14 protein-coding genes and 1 tRNA gene are annotated in these 17,147 nt (G+C 73.8%); 10 read left to right on the top strand and 5 right to left on the bottom strand.

Annotation, left to right across the window (positions count from 1 at the left end):
- The first annotated feature begins 73 nt into the window (after positions 1-73).
- From OG406_RS25310 to OG406_RS25280, 7 genes are all read left to right on the top strand, one after another.
- Positions 74-1,075: a phosphatase PAP2 family protein gene (locus OG406_RS25310; protein ID WP_081217431.1), complete on the top strand. Its 1,002-nt coding sequence runs from the start codon at positions 74-76 to the stop codon at positions 1,073-1,075.
- Complete coding sequence (locus tag OG406_RS25305; protein WP_329187919.1) at positions 1,026-2,207, top strand: hypothetical protein; 1,182 nt, start codon at positions 1,026-1,028, stop codon at positions 2,205-2,207. Before OG406_RS25310 ends, OG406_RS25305 begins: the two co-directional genes overlap by 50 nt.
- The gene (locus tag OG406_RS25300; protein ID WP_327409746.1) at positions 2,198-3,793 is read left to right on the top strand and encodes a hypothetical protein; all 1,596 of its coding nucleotides are present in this window, start codon (positions 2,198-2,200) and stop codon (positions 3,791-3,793) included. Before OG406_RS25305 ends, OG406_RS25300 begins: the two co-directional genes overlap by 10 nt.
- Entirely contained in the window at positions 3,790-5,124 is a 1,335-nt protein-coding gene (locus tag OG406_RS25295) for an AAA domain-containing protein (protein ID WP_164370643.1), read from the top strand. Before OG406_RS25300 ends, OG406_RS25295 begins: the two co-directional genes overlap by 4 nt.
- 187 nt (positions 5,125-5,311) lie before the next feature.
- The gene (locus OG406_RS25290) at positions 5,312-5,689 is read left to right on the top strand and encodes a hypothetical protein (RefSeq protein WP_326843126.1); all 378 of its coding nucleotides are present in this window, start codon (positions 5,312-5,314) and stop codon (positions 5,687-5,689) included.
- A 723-nt stretch (positions 5,690-6,412) separates the two neighbouring features.
- On the top strand, positions 6,413-7,108 hold the full coding sequence (locus OG406_RS25285; protein WP_164370645.1) for a bifunctional DNA primase/polymerase: 696 nt from the start codon (positions 6,413-6,415) through the stop codon (positions 7,106-7,108).
- A tRNA-Lys gene (locus OG406_RS25280) sits at positions 7,099-7,172 on the top strand. Before OG406_RS25285 ends, OG406_RS25280 begins: the two co-directional genes overlap by 10 nt.
- 85 nt (positions 7,173-7,257) lie before the next feature.
- Here the strand turns inward: OG406_RS25280 and OG406_RS25275 are convergent.
- Positions 7,258-8,718 (bottom strand): M6 family metalloprotease domain-containing protein, encoded by a 1,461-nt coding sequence (locus OG406_RS25275; protein ID WP_266613952.1) that lies wholly within the window; start codon positions 8,716-8,718, stop codon positions 7,258-7,260.
- Positions 8,719-9,040: 322 nt separating this feature from the next.
- Between OG406_RS25275 and OG406_RS25270 the strand changes: the two genes are divergently transcribed.
- Positions 9,041-10,966 (top strand): putative bifunctional diguanylate cyclase/phosphodiesterase, encoded by a 1,926-nt coding sequence (locus tag OG406_RS25270; protein WP_266613954.1) that lies wholly within the window; start codon positions 9,041-9,043, stop codon positions 10,964-10,966.
- Positions 10,967-11,047: 81 nt separating this feature from the next.
- Here OG406_RS25270 and OG406_RS25265 read toward each other — a convergent pair whose 3' ends face one another.
- The 3 genes from OG406_RS25265 to OG406_RS25255 form a co-directional block, all read right to left on the bottom strand.
- On the bottom strand, positions 11,048-12,163 hold the full coding sequence (locus tag OG406_RS25265; protein ID WP_266848343.1) for an LLM class flavin-dependent oxidoreductase: 1,116 nt from the start codon (positions 12,161-12,163) through the stop codon (positions 11,048-11,050).
- A gap of 228 nt (positions 12,164-12,391) precedes the next feature.
- Positions 12,392-13,123: a maleate cis-trans isomerase family protein gene (locus tag OG406_RS25260; RefSeq protein WP_081217440.1), complete on the bottom strand. Its 732-nt coding sequence runs from the start codon at positions 13,121-13,123 to the stop codon at positions 12,392-12,394.
- The gene (locus OG406_RS25255) at positions 13,120-13,899 is read right to left on the bottom strand and encodes a maleate cis-trans isomerase family protein (RefSeq protein ID WP_164370647.1); all 780 of its coding nucleotides are present in this window, start codon (positions 13,897-13,899) and stop codon (positions 13,120-13,122) included. Before OG406_RS25255 ends, OG406_RS25260 begins: the two co-directional genes overlap by 4 nt.
- Positions 13,900-14,115: 216 nt before the next feature.
- On the opposite strand from OG406_RS25255, the gene OG406_RS25250 reads away from it, so the two are divergent.
- Positions 14,116-15,090 carry a D-2-hydroxyacid dehydrogenase gene (locus OG406_RS25250; protein WP_267051631.1) on the top strand — a complete coding sequence of 325 codons (975 nt, stop codon included), beginning with the start codon at positions 14,116-14,118 and terminating at the stop codon, positions 15,088-15,090.
- Positions 15,091-15,108: 18 nt separating this feature from the next.
- Positions 15,109-16,518 (top strand): amidase, encoded by a 1,410-nt coding sequence (locus OG406_RS25245; RefSeq protein ID WP_267050898.1) that lies wholly within the window; start codon positions 15,109-15,111, stop codon positions 16,516-16,518.
- A 52-nt stretch (positions 16,519-16,570) separates the two neighbouring features.
- Here OG406_RS25245 and OG406_RS25240 read toward each other — a convergent pair whose 3' ends face one another.
- The gene (locus tag OG406_RS25240; protein WP_329187912.1) at positions 16,571-17,065 is read right to left on the bottom strand and encodes a DUF3830 family protein; all 495 of its coding nucleotides are present in this window, start codon (positions 17,063-17,065) and stop codon (positions 16,571-16,573) included.
- Positions 17,066-17,147: the final 82 nt, after the last annotated feature.

Here is a 17,147-nt window from a genome sequence, read left to right as displayed (position 1 = left end):
TCAGCAGACTGCAGACTGTCGGGTCACGACAGACGAGACGAAGGGCCACGAGCAGATGGGGGAGGGCGATCGGATGCCGCAGACCGATGCACCGCGTACGGAGGCGGCACCACGCGCCCGGCTGCGCCGGTGGACCGAGCTGCGCAGGTCCGCGGCCGCGCAGGGCCGGCTCCGCTGGTGGACCGAGCTCCCGCTGATAGTCCTCGTGTACGCGTGCTACTCGGCGGGCCGGCTGCTCGCCCGGGGCGACACGGCCGGCGCGGTCGACCACGGCCTGCAGATCCTGCGGATCGAGAAGGTCCTCCGCCTCAACGCCGAGCACCCGCTGAACCGGCTGTTCACGCGCGAGGCCTGGCTGGGCGTGCCCGCCGACTTCTGGTACGCGTCACTGCACTACCTGGTGACGCCCGCCATCCTCGTCTGGCTGTTCCGCTCCCGGGCCGTCCGCTACCGCGCGGCCCGCACCTGGCTGATGACCTCCACGTTCATCGGCCTCATCGGCTTCACGCTGCTGCCGACGTGCCCGCCCCGCCTGCTGTCGCCGGGGCACGGCTTCGTCGACACCATGGCCCAGTACAGCGACTACGGCTGGTGGGGCGGCGAGGCGAGCGCCCCGCGCGGCATGGGCGGGATGACGAACCAGTACGCGGCGATGCCGAGCCTGCACGTGGGCTGGGCGCTGTGGTGCGGCGTGATGCTGTGGCGCCACGGCCGTACGCCCGCCGCGAAGGTCGCCGGTGTCGTCTATCCGCTGTTCACCACGATCGTCGTGATGGGCACCGCCAACCACTACTTCCTGGACGCCGTCGCGGGCGCCGCCGTGATGGGCGTCGGCCTGCTGCTGACCCCGTTCGTGATGCGCACGGCGAACCGCCTGTGGTCGCTCTTCGAGGGCCGTGTCCCGTGGGTCGCGGGTGTCGCGCGGGGCGAGGGTTCCGCGATTGTCAGTGCGGGGTGCCAGACTTCCCCGGGTGAACGCATCCCCCGACAGCGCGAGTCCCGATCCGGACCGGGAGCCGAGCCGGGTGCCTCTCCCGCGGACGCGGGGGACGGCGCTGCGGCAGCAGCTCGCTGAGCTGCGCGGTCCGGACGTCCCACCGAAGGCACTGGACGCGCGCGCCCTCGCGGCGCTCGCGGCCAACCCGGGCTGCGACCGCCGGGCCCTGCTGGACGGCGCGGGGGTCGACAAGGCGAAGCTGGCGGGCGCGCTCGGTGCGCCGTCCGCGTTCGGCCAGTCGCAGTTCGCCTTCATGCGGGGCAACGCGTTCGAGGCCCGCGTCAAGGCCGACGGCGGTGCCGAGCTGCTGCGGCTGGTGCACGAGAAGCTCGACCCCGGCGCCGAGGCACCCGGCTCCGGTACCGTGCCCGACCTGAGCGCGATCGGCCCCGAGGGGCGTGCCGCCCGTACGGCCCTCGCCCTGCGCGAGGCCACCGGCACCGGCGGCTGGACGCTGCTCGACCATCCGATGCTCGCCCTGGACGTCGCGGGTTCCGCCGCGTTCCTGGAGCCGGACGCGGTGGTCGTGCACCCCGACGGCGGCTGGACGGTCGTCGAGATCAAGTCGTTCCCGATGCTGGACGGTTCGGCCGACCCGGCGAAGGTGGGCGCCGCCGCCCGGCAGTCCGCGGTGTACGTCCTCGCACTGGAGGAGGTCGCGGCCCGCCTCGATCCCGCTCCCGAGGTCCGCCACCGCGTCCTGCTGGTCTGCCCGAAGGACTTCTCCAACCTCCCCACCGCCTCGGCCGTCGACGTGCGCAAGCAGCGCGCCGTCACCCGCCGGCAGCTCGCGCGCCTCACCCGGGTCGAGGACATCGCGGCGGCCCTGCCCGAGGGCAGCTGCTTCTCCCCCGACCTCCCGGCCGAGGAGCTGATCACGGCCGTCGAGGCGGTTCCCGCGACGTACGCGCCCGAATGCCTGTCCGCCTGCGAGCTGGCCTTCCACTGCCGGGCCCGTTCCCGCGCGCGGGGCGTGGTGACGTCCCTGGGCCGTTCGCTGCGTGCCGAGCTGGGCGGTCTCACGACGGTGACCGACGTCCTCGCGGCGGCGCACGGGGACGCCGGCGATCCGGCGGACCCGGCCGTCGCGGCGCTGCGGAGAGCGGCCCGGCTGCGGGCGGAGGCGCTCGGCGGCCGGGTCGCCGTGCCGGCCCAGGTGTCGGCGACCGCCGCGTCGGGCGACGGCCGGGAGGCGGGCGCATGTCGCTGATCTCCACGCTCGCCCGGCTGGAGGCCGTCGAGAGCGGCCGGGCGCAGCCCACCGCGACCGTGCTGCACCGCCATCTCGTCGAGCGGCCGCTGGTGTTCGTGCCGTTGACCACCGCGGGCGAAGCGGGGGCGCCGCTCGGCGCGCTCGTCGGCACCGACCGGGACGCGCCGCGGCTGCTGGTCGTGCCGCAGCCCCGCGACCGCGACCTGCGGTTCGCGTTCCTCGCCGAGCTGGCGGACGTCGTCCTGCCGTACATCGACACGTTCGCGGACGTGGTCGAGGCGGCCGAGCGCAGCGACACCGACCCGGAGACCGGCAAGCGCGTCAAGGTCGAGGTCGAACTGTGCTCGGACGCGCCGCAGTTGATCGTGCCGGGCCGCGCGGGCATCGAGTTCGTGCGGCTCCTCGGGCGCTCCACCCGGTTCCGCCGCACCGCCGAGCAGGATCCCGAGGCACCGCATCCGGCGCCGCCGCGGGTGCCGTTGTCCGGGCGCTGGCTCACCCACTTCGGGGAGCGGGCCCGGGTGCCCGGCTCCGCCCTGCTGCTCGCTCTCACCGACGTGCTCGCGCGGCACTGGGCCACCGGCCAGAGCAGCCTGGAGGACCAGCACCTCGGGGCACTGCTCGCCTGGATCGACCCTCCGGAGGGCGAGCCCGGCGCCGAGGCCGCGGTGCGGGCCGAGCTCCAGCGGGACACCCGGGGCCAGTTGGTGTGGCCGCCCGCCGGCCCCGCCACCGACCCCGCCTTCGACAACCAGCTGCTCGCCCCCGCCATCGAGGCGTACGACCGGGCGCGGACGGCGTTCGCCGCCGCCGAGGACGGCGTCGAGGCGGACGACCGGCTCGGTGAACTGACCGCGGCCGAGCGGCGGATCCGTGATCTCGTCGCGAGCGTCACCCGGCCCACCTGGGACGCGGTCTGGCACGGGCTCGACCTGCTGCGCTCCCTGCCCGAGGGACCGCGCGCGGCCGACCGGTGGACCCGGGACCGCTGGTCGTTCACCGGTCACCGCGACCGGGTGGTGGCGGGCGAGCCGCCGCAGCCGCGCCGGGACGACGCCGTCACCGCGGCGAACAAGCTGGCCACCCGCGAGCGGGAACAGGCGCGCCTGGAAGCGCAGGAGGCGCTGGACGACCCGCTGGTGATGGCGGGACGGCGGCTCTCCGGAGAGGCGTTCGCGGGCGAGGTCACCGACGTCGTCATGGCGTACAGCGAGGGCAAGCGGCCGAGTCCGCGCCCCCTGGTCACCGTCCGCACCGACGACCGCCCGCACCTCGGCGAGCGGGCCAAGGTGTACCGCTCGCTCGGCGGGAAACCGCAGTCCGCGGAGTTCGTGGGGTACGAGGACGAGGGTGCCGCCGTGGTGCTGCGGATCACCGACAAGATGGGCCGGGGCAAGGAGCCGGAGGCCGGGTCCGTGCCGGAGAAGGGGGACCTCCTCTGTTTCACCCTCTTCGAGCACGAGCAGCGCGGCGGCGCCAAGCTGCCCGACCCGGAGGACACGCCGTGGACGCACGGGGGGCCACCGGGTGAGCCGGACGCGCTGCCGCTGCCGGACCCGGTGACCGAGGAGGACGTCCTGTGACCGCCGTCTTCGACCCGGGTGCAGAGGCCGCCCGCGCCACCGACGCGATCCTGCGCGACACCCTGCACGGCACCGACCGCGGCGTCGTCGTCGACTCGCCTCCCGGCGCCGGGAAGTCGACGCTCGTGGTCCGCGCGGCTCTCGAACTGGCCGCGGCCGGGCGCCCGTTGATGGTCATCGCGCAGACCAACGCCCAGGTCGACGACCTGGTGCTGCGGATCGCCGAGAAGGCCCCCGACGTGCCGGTGGGGCGGCTGCACAGCAGTGACTCCGACCCGTACGACAAGGCGCTCGACGGCCTGGACCAGGTCCGCAAGTCGACGAAGGCGGCCGACCTGGCGGGCCTGGACGTCGTCATCTCCACCGCGGCGAAGTGGGCCCACGTCAAGGGGGTCGAGCCCTGGCGGCACGCCATCGTGGACGAGGCGTACCAGATGCGCTCGGACGCGCTGCTCGCCGTCGCGGGACTCTTCGAGCGGGCGCTGTTCGTCGGTGACCCCGGCCAGTTGGACCCGTTCGCCATCGTCGGCTCGGAGCAGTGGGCCGGCCTGTCGTACGACCCGTCCGCGTCCGCGGTGACGACGCTGCTCGCCCACAATCCGCACCTGCCGCAGCACCGGCTGCCGGTGTCCTGGCGGCTGCCCGCGTCGGCGGCCCCGCTCGTCTCGGACGCCTTCTATCCGTACACGCCGTTCCGCAGCGGCACCGGTCACGCCGACCGGCGGCTGAACTTCGGTGTCCCGTCGGACGGTTCGGGGACCGACCGGGTCATCGACGAGGCGGCGGAGTCCGGTTGGGGTCTGCTCCAGCTCCCCGCCCGGCACACTCCGCGCACGGACCCGGAGGCCGTACGGGCGGTGGCCGAGGTCGTCCGGCGGCTGCTCGACCGGGGCGGCGCGGCCACCTCGGAGCGGGCGCCGGATCCGGTGCCGCTGACCGCCGACCGGATCGCGGTCGGCACCGCGCACCGGGACCAGGCCGCGGCCGTGCGCGCGGCGCTGTCGGGCCTCGGCGTCACGGACGTCACCGTCGACACGGCGAACCGGCTCCAGGGGCGGGAGTTCGACGTCACGGTCGTCCTGCACCCGCTGTCGGGACGGCCCGACGCCACGGCGTTCCATCTGGAGACCGGGCGGCTGTGCGTGCTCGCCTCCCGGCACCGGCACGCCTGCATCGTGGTGTGCCGCGAGGGCGTGGGCGACCTGCTGGACGACCACCCCTCGACCGAGCCGGTCCAGCTGGGCGTCACGGTGAAGTTCCCGGACGGTTGGGAGGCCAACCACTCCGTGTTGTCCCATCTGGAGGAACATCGGGTGGCGTGGCGCCCCTGAGCCCCGGCCCAGGGACCGTCCCGCCGCCGGACCGAGCCACTGCGGACCGGCCCGGCGCGAACCGGCGGACCGGGCCCCCGCACAGGGGGCGCACCCGGCCCCCGGGGGCCCACTTGCGCCGCCAGGGGACAATGGACGGTGGCCCTCTTCCGAGAGGGGCACCTGAACCGTACGAGGAGGAGAAGACATGGCGGAGCCCACGCCGCGTCGGAACGAACCGCGGCTTCGCCCCGCGCCCCTGCTCTTCGAGCCCGCGGAGGCCGCCGGGGACCCGGAGCACTTCTTCGACCTGGAGTCGATAGACGATCCCCACGCGCTGCTGGACCGGGCCACGGAGCTGACGCAGGCGTTCCGCGCCGCTGCCGACCGGGCGCTCGAGTTCCAGGCCATCGCGGCCGCGCAGCTCGCCGATCCGCGCCGCTTCGACCGGCTGACCACGACGGAGATCGCCGAGCGGGCCGAGTGGACCGAGGACTACGCGAAGAAGATGGTCGAGTACGGCCGCGACCTGCTCTCCGGCGCCGAGGGCGGCGGCCACGGCCACGGAGTGTCGGACACCCTCTGACCGGGGCCGGCGCCCACCCGCGTACCGGGAGCCGTGCGACCACCGGACCCCGGGCACGGCACGGCTTCCGCCACGTCCTCGCGCACCGTCCGCCGGCCCAGGTCCGGGCCACCCGGCCCACGGCCTGCTGCGGGCCTCCCCGCCGACCGGGGCCGCAGCCACCGGCGCCGGGGGACCGCCACAGCCTCCGCCCGTTCCCCCACCCCCTCGGCTGCGCCGCGCCTCGCCCTCCGGCAGGACACGGCCACCCGCAGACCGGGAGTCGTGCAGCCCGGCGCTCGGGCTGCACAATCGCCGCCCGAGTCACCGCGCACCCGCCGCCGGCCCCGGCAGGCCTCGGCCTCCGGCCTGGCGCGGCGTGCCCCGCGGCCCCGCCGACCCTCCGCCTCCACCGGCGGTCCGACCACGTGCCCCGGCACCCGGCCCGGACCGGCCCGCCCCACCGGGGCCCCGGCCCCGCGCGACGGGCGGAGCCGGAGTCCCGCACCGCCTCCCGGTGGGGCCCGGTCCCGGCACAGCGCGGCACGTCGCGGCCCGCCGTCCGGAACCTCGCCGAGGCACCCGCAGGCCGCCGGGAAGCCGGGGGGACGGTCAGGTCGTCCCTGCCGCCGCAAGATCGCTGGCATATGCCAGGCGGGCAAGATACTCCCCTCCACCCGCTCCTGTCCCGGTTTTTCGCAACCCTCCGGAACGGGCCGCTCACCGCCGGTAGATGTATACGTCATGAGCAGCACACGGAACCCGGCCAGCAGCACCCCGCACAGCCCCGGAACGCCGTTGCCCGAGTGGCGGGACGCCTCGGGGGTCACCTCCGAGGGAGCCGCCTGGCTCGCCTCGGCAGGAACGTATCCGCGAAGCATGCTCGCCCTCTGGGCGGAGCGGCCGGACGCGCCGGTCGTGCTGCCGTGCGGCAGCGCCTTCGACGTCGTCAGCGCACCGTCGCTCTTCGGCCGCCGCATGCTCGACCGGCTCTGGGACGACGGCCCGGGCTCGGGCCCGGTGGCCGCGTACCGCGGGCGGATGCTGCTGTTCGCCGCGCCCGGCACCGCCCAGCGACTGCCGTCCCTGATGCGCTGGGAGGAGTGGGGATCCGAGGGGCGGGACTCCGCGGGGCACGGAGCCGCGGGCGGGCACGTGGGCCGCTGCCGCGAGGTGCCGCCCCTGCTCTGTCACGGCAGCGGGGACGCGGTGACCGTTCCGGCGCTCGCCGCGCCCGGGGTCACGGCGGACCCCGGCCGGCACGACGCGCGCTGGCTGGTCGCCCCCGACACCCGTCAGCCATGGCTCCCCGGACCCGAGATCCTGCTCTGGGCGGCCGTCCGGGCGGCCCGTGCGGCGGTGTCGGCGGCGGTGCGGATATCGATTTTTCCTCGCGCGGATCAGGATGCTAAGGTCTACGACGTCAGCAGGCGCCGCTAGCTCAGTTGGTTAGAGCAGCTGACTCTTAATCAGCGGGTCCGGGGTTCGAGTCCCTGGCGGCGCACGCCAACGAGAGCGGGATGATCGCGGAAACGCGAGCGTCCCGCTCTCGTCGTTTCCCCCCACTCCCCCGACCTCGCCGCGTCCGCTCAGCCCGTCGTGATCCGGACCGTCCAGGAGCCCGACGCGGTCCGGTCCTCCACCGCCACCCGGACGTTCTCGCCCGGCACCGTGAAGCTCTCGCCGACGCTCACCGGGGCGTCCGCCAGGGGCGGGTAGACCGAGTCCTCCCAGCAGGCCTCGGTGTGCGGGTGGGCGTCGAGGACCTGGACGGGGCCGCCGCCCGACTCGGTGTCGCTGCTCACCCGGTAGACGAGCACCCCCTGCGTGCAGGTCGAGCCGTCGTTGCCCACCGAGCCGCGTGCCTCGAAGGCGAGGGCGCTGCCGGGGCCCGTCGGGACGACCGCCAGCTTGGTGCCCCGTCCGACACCGAACGTCCGCGTGCCCGGGAGGGCGGCGACCCCCAGCGCTCCGGGCTCGGCCGCCCCACCGGCACTGCCCGGCGCCCCGCCCGAGGCGCCGGCCGCGCCGACGGAACCCGTGCCGCCCACCGGCCGCACCGCCGGACCCGCCGAACCCGCGGATCCGGCCGGCGGCCCGGCGCCGAGCGGTTCCAGCGTCAGACGGGTGGTGCCGGAACCCCGTACGCACGCGACCTGGTTCGGATCCAGCCAGCCCAGCCGCCACTTGTGCCACCCGAAGAGGTCGGGCGCGAGGCCGAACTGGCTGCCCATGAGGTCCCAGTCGCCGACGTACGTGTCCCAGTCGCCCTTGCCGTCCTCGGGGCGGTGGTACAGGTCGGGCAGGTCGAAGACGTGGCCGGTCTCGTGCGCGAGGACGAGGCGGTCCGGCGGGTGCTTCTCGAAGACGGTGACGACCCGGCGGATGTCCTTGCCGTCGGCGCGCAGCGGTGCGTCCAGGTTGACGACCTTCGTGGCGTCGGAGTCGACGCCCGGCGCGTCCGGGTCGGCGACGAAGTAGACGACGTCGTAGCGCGAGAAGTCGACCTGCGGGTCGGACACGGCGAGGGCGTCGCGCAGATAGGCGGCCCGGTCGGTGGCGTTCCAGTCGCGCTGTATGGCGTACGAGGTGGAGGGGTGCGGCATCTGGATCCAGGCGCGCTGGGGATGCGGGCGGACCGTGAACCTGCCGTACGAGGCGCGTTCGAAGAAACGGCTGGTGGCGGGGAAGTAGTCGCCGGTCAGCTCGGCCGGCGTGGTGGTCGGGGTGGAGTCCGGGAACGACAGGAACACCATCACGGCGTCGAGGGGACGGGTCGGGCGCACGTAGGAGGAGTTCCAGGTGTCGGCGCCCTCCGAGTGGTGCGCCTCGGTGCGCGTCAGGGCGCAGGGGTCCGCGAGGGGCTCGGCGAGCGCGGGGCCGGGCACCAGGGAGGTCGCGGCGAGCGCGGTCATCGAGGTGAACGCAGCCGCGTTCCTGCGCCAGCGGGGCAGCCCGTCACGGGCGAGGCCGCGCAGGGTCCCACGAGTGAGAACCCCCAGGGGGAGCGGACGCGGCACGTCGACCTCCGGATGCGGATTTCGGGACACCGCACCCAGCCTGTGTGTATTTGTATTACTTCGCCCTGTTTGTCTGCACCAGAAGAGTGAGAGGGCTGACGGGGCGACACCCCCGACCACTCACGGAACGTCACATGCGGTCGGCAGAGGAAGGAACCCGTCCAGATGCAGGCAGAAACGATCTGTCAGAACGGGTGGTTGTTCCGGGACACTGGACAGGGGCTGCACCGTTCCGAGGCCAGCCTCTATGATCGGCACACTTTCCTGCACCGACACGGCTTGTGCGGCCGCCCAGTCCGGCCGACCACCCGAGAGACCCATACGAAGAACGACTGCACTGCGGGAGCGAGCGGTGAGCGGAACGTCCGAAGGGCCGGCGCCCGCGGGAGACCTCGTCCGGCCGACCGTCACAGAGCGTCACGTCGACACGTCTTCTCGTCCGTCCGCCGGGTCCTCCCCCGGCACATCCGCCCCTCCCCCACCACCCGTGCCCTCCGGGTCACCGGGGACGGCCGTGGAGCCGGCGGCTCCCGACGGAACGTCACCCCGCGCCTTCCAGGCGGCGTTCGCCACCGCCCCCCTCGCGATGGCCGTCGTGGACCGCGACGGCACCGTCGTCACCGCGAACGAGTCCCTGGCCATGCTGCTGGGCGTCGAGGCGCGCGCGTTCGCCGGGCGGTCCGCCTCCGAGCTGGTGGACCTGGCCTCCGACGCCCGGACCTGGCACGCCTACCGCGAGGTGCTGCGCGGCCGGCAGGCACGACTGCGCTGTACCCGCCGGCTCAAGCACCCCGACGGCCACTCCCTCTGGGTGCAGATCACGGTCACCCCGCTGCCCCCGCAGGAGGAGGCCGTCCTGGTGTCGGTCGCCGACATCGGTCCCCGGCGCGAACTCCAGGCCCGGCTGCGGCACTTGCAGATGCACGACCCGGTGACCCGGCTGCCCAACCGCACGCTGTTCTTCGAACGGCTGACGGCGGCCCTGGAGGCGGAGGCGTACGAGGACGGCGGTACCGGCCGGATCGGACTCTGCTATCTGGACCTCGACGGCTTCAAGGCGGTCAACGACACCCTCGGCCACCGGGTCGGGGACCGGCTGCTCGCGGCCGTCGCGGAGCGGCTGACGCGCTGTGCCGACGAGGCGGGGCACGCCCGGGCCACGTCACCCCTGGTGGCGCGGCTGGGGGGCGACGAGTTCGCGCTGCTGGTCGAGGACTCGACCGGCACCGAGCAGGTGGCGGACCTCGCCGAGTCCGTACTGAAGGCGCTCCAGGCGCCGTTCGACCTGTCGGGTCAGCGGCTGTCCCTGTCGGCGTCCATCGGGGTCGTCGAGCGGCGGGCCACCGGGACGACCGCGACGGGTCTGATGCAGGCCGCCGACACCACGCTGTACTGGGCGAAGGCCGACGGCAAGGGCCGCTGGACACTCTTCGACCCGGAGCGCAACGCGCACCGCATGACGCGCCAGGCCCTGTCCTCCACTCTGCGGTCCGCCGTCGAGCGCGGCGAATTCGCCCTGGAGTACCAGCCGTTGGTGGGCATGGAGGACGGCGGCGTGCACGGGGTGGAGGCGCTGGTCCGCTGGAACCATCCGCGCTTCGGCATGCTGACGCCGAATCGGTTCATCGGACTGGCCGAGGAGGACGGGTCGATCGTGCAGCTCGGCCGCTGGGTGCTGGCCACCGCCTGCCGGCAGGCCCGCCGCTGGCAGCTGGACCATCCGGACGCGCCGCCGCTCTTCGTCAGCGTCAACGTCGCCGTGCGCCAGGTCTGGGACTCCGATCTGGTGGCCGACGTGGCGGAGATCCTGGCGGAGACCGGACTCGCCCCGCATCTGCTGCAGTTGGAGCTCACGGAGTCGGCGGTGATGGGCTCGGCGGGCCGCCCGCTCCAGGCCCTCCAGGCGCTCAGCGACATGGGCGTCCGCATCGCGATCGACGACTTCGGCACCGGCTACTCGAACCTCGCCTACCTCAGCCGGCTCCCGGTGTCCGTGCTGAAGCTGGACGGCTCCTTCGTCCGCGGCTTCCAGTACGAGAACGCCGACGGGAGCTCCGCCCACCCGAACCCGGCCGACGAGGTCATCGTCGAGGCGCTGATCCAGCTCGCGCACCGGCTCGGGCTGACCGTCACCGCGGAGTGCGTGGAGACGGCCTCGCAGGCGTCCCGGCTGCGCGGGATCGGCTGCGACACCGGACAGGGGTGGCTCTACTCCCGGCCGGTGGCACCGGACCGTATCTCCGCGCTGCTGACCTCGGGCGCCTGCCCGCTGGCCTGACCGGGCCCGGGCGGGGCGGCCGGACGCGGCCACCCCGCCCTTCCCCGCCTCACCCGGTCCCCCGGGTCCGCGGACCTGCCCTCAGACCTCGGTGTCGTGGGCCTTCGGCAACCCGTAGGCGTCCGCGATCAGTTCGTAGGAGCGCAGCCGCACGTCGCCGCCGTGCGCGTTGCCCGTGATCATCAACTCGTCGGCGCCGGTGCGCTTCTGGAGGTCGTCGAGTCCGGTGCGCACCTCGTCGGCGGTTCCGTGGATGACGTTGGCGTTCCAGGAGTCGATGAACTCCCGCTCCATCGGGCTGAATTCGTACGCCTCGGCCTCCTCCGGCGTCGGGACGAGTCCCGGGCGGCCGGTGCGCAGGCGGACCATGTTCAGGGCGGCGGCCAGCACCTGGCGGCGGGCCTCCCGCTCGTCGTCCGTGGCGAGCGCGGAGACGCCGATGAGGGCGTAGGGGGCGTCGAGGACCGCGCTCGGCCGGAAGGACTCGCGATAGAGGTCCAGCGCAGGAACGGTGTTCTGCGCCGAGAAGTGGTGGGCGAAGGCGAAGGGCAGACCGAGCACTCCGGCGAGCCGGGCACTGAAGCCGGACGAGCCGAGCAGCCAGATCGGCGGCCGGTGCGGGGACTGGACGCCGCCGGGCGAGGTGGACTGGACGGGGCCCGGCACGGCGTGGATCCGCGCGTACGGGTGACCGTCGGGGAAGTCGTCGTCCAGGAAGCGGGTGAGTTCCGCGAGCTGCTCGGGGAAGTCGTCGGCGCCCTCGTTGAGCCGCTGGGAGCGGCGCAGCGCCGCGGCGGTGGCCCCGTCCGTTCCGGGGGCCCGTCCGAGGCCGAGGTCGACGCGGCCGGGGGCCATCGCTTCGAGGGTGCCGAACTGCTCCGCGATGACCAGCGGGGCGTGGTTCGGGAGCATCACTCCGCCGGAGCCCAGCCGGATGCGGTCCGTGTGGGCGGCCAGGTGGGCGAGGATCACCGCGGGCGAGGAGCTGGCCACGCCCGGCATCGAGTGGTGCTCCGCCACCCAGTAGCGGTGGAAGCCGCGGGATTCCGCGAGGCGGGCGATCTGCACGCTGGTGCGCAGGGCGTCGGTCGCGGTGCGGCCCGCGCCCACGGTGACCAGGTCCAGTACGGAGAGGGGGACCGGGGCGGTGCCCTGTGTCGTGCCTCGGATCTCGCCCGTTTCGGCCGTCTCGTCCACCGGGGGTGCCTCCTGTTGCTCCGCGATCGTGTCCTCGCGTCTCCCAACAGGAGGGTGGCTCCGTTTATTCCTCCTTCTCCTCCGGCTGACCCCGGGGGTGGGCGGGGAAAGCGGCCTTCTTCGCCCCCTCCGCCCCTGCCCGTCCCGTACCTGGGGCTCCGCCCCGGACCCCGCTCCTCAACCGCCGGAGGGGCTGGATGGCCGCGAGGGCCGGAGGGGCTGAAGAGATCACGCCTGGACGATGGGTTCCCTGGTGAAGAGGGCGCCCAGGCGGGGGGCGTTCACGCGGCGGTCCGTCAGGCGGAGTGCCTCCCAGACCGAGACCTGGTTGGCGGTGAGGACCGGTTTGCCGAGTTCCTTCTCCAGGTCCGGGATGTGCGCCACGGTGTGCAGGGCGGTGTCCGGGAGGAGGACCGCCTCGGCGTCGGGGCGGTCCACGTCGCGCGCCAGGGCGAGCACCTGGTCGTACTCCCAGGTGCCGACCTCGGCCGCGGTGACGACGCCGGAGGCGCTCACGGCCACCACCTCGGTACCGGCCTCCTTGAGGAACGCGGCGAAGAGCGCGGCCACGTCCTCGGGGTAGGTGGCCCCGATCGCCACGCGGGTCGCCCCGATCTCCTGGACGGCGTGCGCGAAGGCGAAGGACGTCGAGGAGGCGGGGAGGCCCGCCGACCGGGCGAGGCCGCGGACCTGCTCGTGGGCGCCCTGCCAGCCGCGGACGAAGCTGCCGCTGGTGCACGCCCAGACCACGGCCTCGGCCCCGGACAGGCGCAGCTCCTCGACACCCGCCTCCAGGCGTTCCGCGGACCCCATCTCGAGCAGGGCGTCCACGCGGTGGGCGTCCTCCCCGATGTCCGTGTGGACGACGGTCAGGCGGACATCGCTGCCGAGCAGCTGCTCCATGCGCGGGTAGTCGTCCTCGGCCGAGTGGCCGGGGTAGAGGAATCCGAGTGCGGTCATGCCCAACCTTCCTGTTCTTCCGGCAGTACCGGGTCCCTTCGGGCGGCGGAATCGATCAGCCGTTGATAGGGGCCCACCGCTCGGGTACCCAGTTGGCGCAGTGCCGCCCACATCGTCACCTGGTTGGCCGAGATCACCGGGATCCGCAGCTCGGCCTCCAGCTGGGGGATGACGTCGTACGTCGGAAGGTTGGTGCAGCTGATGAAGAGGGCGTCGGCGTGGCCGCGCACCGCCCGGCGGGCCATGTCGGCGACGTCGCGGTAGGGGACCTTCCAGATGTGCCGGGTCAGGCCCATGAAGGCGCGGTCCGTGACGGTGATGCCCGCCTCGGCGAGGTACTCCTCCAGGGACTGGGTGACCGAGACGGTGTACGGGGTGACCAGGGCGATCCGGCGGGCACCGAGTTCCGTGAGGGCGTCCAGCAGGGCGCCGGAGGTGGTGAGCGAGGGGAGGGCGCCCGCCCGGGTCATCGCCTCGCACATGGCCTTCTCCCCGGCGACCCCGCCGACGAAGCTGCCGGAGGTGCACGCGTACGCGACGACCTCGGGGGCGACCGCGTTCAGGGCGCGTACCGCGTCGCCGAGGGTCTCGTGCTCGGAGACCAGCCGGGCCAGGTCGAGACTGACTTCGACCGGCACGAACGGCGTGCGGGTCAGATGCAGGGAGACCTCGGCCGGGACCCAGCGCCACAGCTCGCGGTCGAGGGCGAAGTCGAACGGGGCGACGACACCGACCCCACGCTGCGGATGCGGACCGCCGAGAAAGGAAACGTCCATGGCTGACACCGGCCTCACGAAGGGAAACAGGTGGGCAACGGACCGTGTGCGGGCCCGTGTTGACGAAGGTAGGTTCGGGTGCGAGCGTGGTCAATCCGCGCATCTCAGACGGCTTCGACCCCTGTTCGCCCGCACGTCCCCCCGGTCATCTCGCCTCAGGACACCCCAGAGAAGCGGACTCGCATTGCGAAACGGTTTCCTCCGATGAACGCCCGTATGTCCCCCACCCCGTCCCCCTCCTCGCCCCCCGGGACCACCCTGCTCGTCCTGGACGCCGATCCCCTCCCCCGCCTCGGCCGCCTCACCGGCCGCGTGCGGGTCGAGCACGCCGACGCCTCGACCCTCGCGGAGAAGCTGCCGTCCGCGGACGCGCTGCTCGTGTGGGACTTCGCCTCGGACGCCGTGCGCCGCGCGTGGCCGGGCGAGGGTCCGCGGCCCCGCTGGGTGCACACCGCGAGCGCCGGTGTGGACCATCTGATGTGCCCCGAACTCGCCGCCTCCGAGACGGTGGTGACGAACGCGCGCGGGGTGTTCGACCAGCCGATCGCCGAGTACGTGGCGGCGCTGGTGCTCGCCATGGCGAAGGACCTGCCGCGGACCTGGGACCTCCAGCGCGACCGTGAGTGGCGCCACCGCGCGTCGCAGCGCGTGGCCGGCACCCGGGCCTGCGTGGTGGGCTCCGGGCCGATCGGACGGGCGATCGTCCGCACGCTCAAGGCACTCGACATCACCACGGCCCTGGTCGGCCGCACGCCCCGCACCGGGATCCACGGCCCGGCGGAGCTGGACCGGCTGACGGCCCGCGCCGACTGGGTGGTGTGCGCCGCGCCGCTCACCGAGGAGACGCGCGGCATGTTCGACGCGCGGCGCTTCGGGACGATGCAGCCCTCGGCCCGGTTCATCAACGTGGGGCGCGGTCAGCTCGTCGTCGAGCGGGCGCTCGCCGAGGCGCTGTCGAAGCGCTGGATCGCGGGCGCGGCCCTCGACGTCTTCGAGCACGAACCGCTGGGCCCCGACAGTCCGTTGTGGCAGGTCCCCGGTCTGATCGTGTCGCCGCACATGAGCGGGGACACCATCGGCTGGCGGGACGAACTGGGCACCCAGTTCCTGGAGTTGTACGACCTCTGGGCGGCGGGTAAGCCCCTGCGGAACGTGGTCGACAAGAAGCGTGGGTACGTACCCGGGCACTGAACCGCCGTGGAGGGGCCGATGTCGGAACTCACCGAGCTGACCGCCGTACAACTCGTCGACGGGTACCGCAAGGGCGAATTCGGCCCCGAGGAGGTGACGCGCGCCGCCCTGGCACGGGCCGAGCGGGTGCAGCCCGCCGTGAACGCGTTCGTCCGCCTCCTCGCGGACGACGCCCTGGCCCGGGCCCGCGCCTCGGCGGACCGCTGGCGGCGCGGGGAGCCGGCGGGCCTGCTGGACGGGGTGCCCGTCACGGTGAAGGACATCCTGCTGCTCCGCGGGCATCCGACGCTGCGCGGCTCGAAGACCGTGAATGAGCAGGGGCGTTGGGACGAGGACGCGCCGTCGGTGGCCCGGCTGCGCGAGCACGGCGCGGTGTTCCTCGGCAAGACGACGACGCCCGAGTTCGGCTGGAAGGGGGTCACGGACGCGCCGCTGTCGGGCGTGACCCGCAACCCGTACGACGTCGCGCGCACCGCGGGCGGCTCCAGCGGGGGCAGCGCGGCGGCCGTCGCGCTCGGCGCGGGTCCGCTGTCGCTCGGCACGGACGGCGGCGGCAGTGTGCGCATACCGGCCGCGTTCTGCGGGATCTTCGGGCTGAAACCGACGTACGGCAGGGTGCCGCTCCACCCGGCCAGCGCCTTCGGGACGCTCGCGCACGTGGGGCCGATGACCCGGGACGCCGCCGACGCCGCGCTGATGCTCGACGTGATCGGCGCGCCGGACGCCCGCGACTGGTCCGCGCTCGGACCGGCGAACGGCTCCTTCGTGGACGCCCTCGACGGCGGCGTGCGGGGACTGCGCGTCGCGTACTCGCCGTCCCTCGGCGGACAGGTCGCGGTCGCACCCGCGGTCGCCGCGGCGGTCCGGCGGGCGGTGGAACGCCTCGCCGGTCTCGGCGCCCATGTCACCGAGGCCGACCCGGACTTCACCGACCCGGTGGAGGCGTTCCACACCCTGTGGTTCAGCGGGGCGGCCCGGGTGACCCAGCAACTCGGGCCCGAGCGGCGGGCCCTGCTCGATCCGGGGCTGCGGGAGATCTGCGGCCGGGGCGCCCGGTACAGCGCGCTGGAGTATCTCGCCGCGACGGACGTCCGGATGGCGCTGGGCCGCCGCATGGGCCTGTTCCACACGGAGTACGACGTGCTGGTCACACCGACGCTGCCGCTGACGGCGTTCGCCGCGGGCGTCGAGGTGCCGGCCCGCTCGGGACTGCGCCGCTGGACGGGCTGGACGCCGTTCACGTATCCCTTCAACCTGACGCAGCAGCCCGCAGCGACGGTCCCCGTCGGTCTGGACGGCGACGGACTGCCGGTCGGGATGCAGATCGTCGCGGCCCGGCACCGGGACGACCTCGTCCTGCGGACCGCGCACGCCCTGTACGAGGCGGGCGCCGCCGGGGTGGTACCCCCCGCGGCTCCCGCGGCGTAGCCGACGGGTCTCCGGCACCGGTGACGCCGGTGCCGGAGACCCGCGGCCGGCCTCAGGCCCGCCGGAAGCTGAGCGTCTCCCCCGCGGCGCCGGTCCGCCACAGGTCGTTGCAGGCCTCGGCCATCTCGTCGAGGCCCTCGACCAGTTGGCCCCAGACGATGCCGGGGACCCAGCCCACGTCCCCGTTCAGGAGCAGGTTGTTGCGCTCGTAGAAGAGGGCTAGGTCGACCACCGTCGTGCCGGGACGGACGTCCGCGTCGTAGCCGTAGGCCTTGGTGCCCAGCTCCGTTCCCGCGAAAGCGAAATAACAGAGGTCTCCCGGAATAGGGGTAACTGTCGGATTTTCCAGGGGTGGCTCGGATATCGCGAAAGGGGGGAAGAGAGCGTAGATCTCATTGCGTGCGTATTTCGCGTGGTAGACGTCGCCGCTCAGCGGAAGGGCGTCCCAGACCGCCGCGCAGGTGATCGGCGCGCGGTCGTCGAGGAGTTTCGCGGTGCAGTGCACACCGCGCTTGACCAGCGAGACTTCGATGAATCGATCAGCCATGCATTCCATGGTCCCCCCGAGGTCAAGTGCGCGTCGGAGACGTACGGGGCTGAAATCGATCCGAATACTTCGCATGGTCTCG

It is taken from the genome of Streptomyces sp. NBC_01428, assembly GCF_036231965.1.
Lineage (GTDB): Bacteria > Actinomycetota > Actinomycetes > Streptomycetales > Streptomycetaceae > Streptomyces.
Note: the sequence above shows the minus strand (reverse complement) of the source record. Positions and strands in the feature narration are given on the sequence as shown.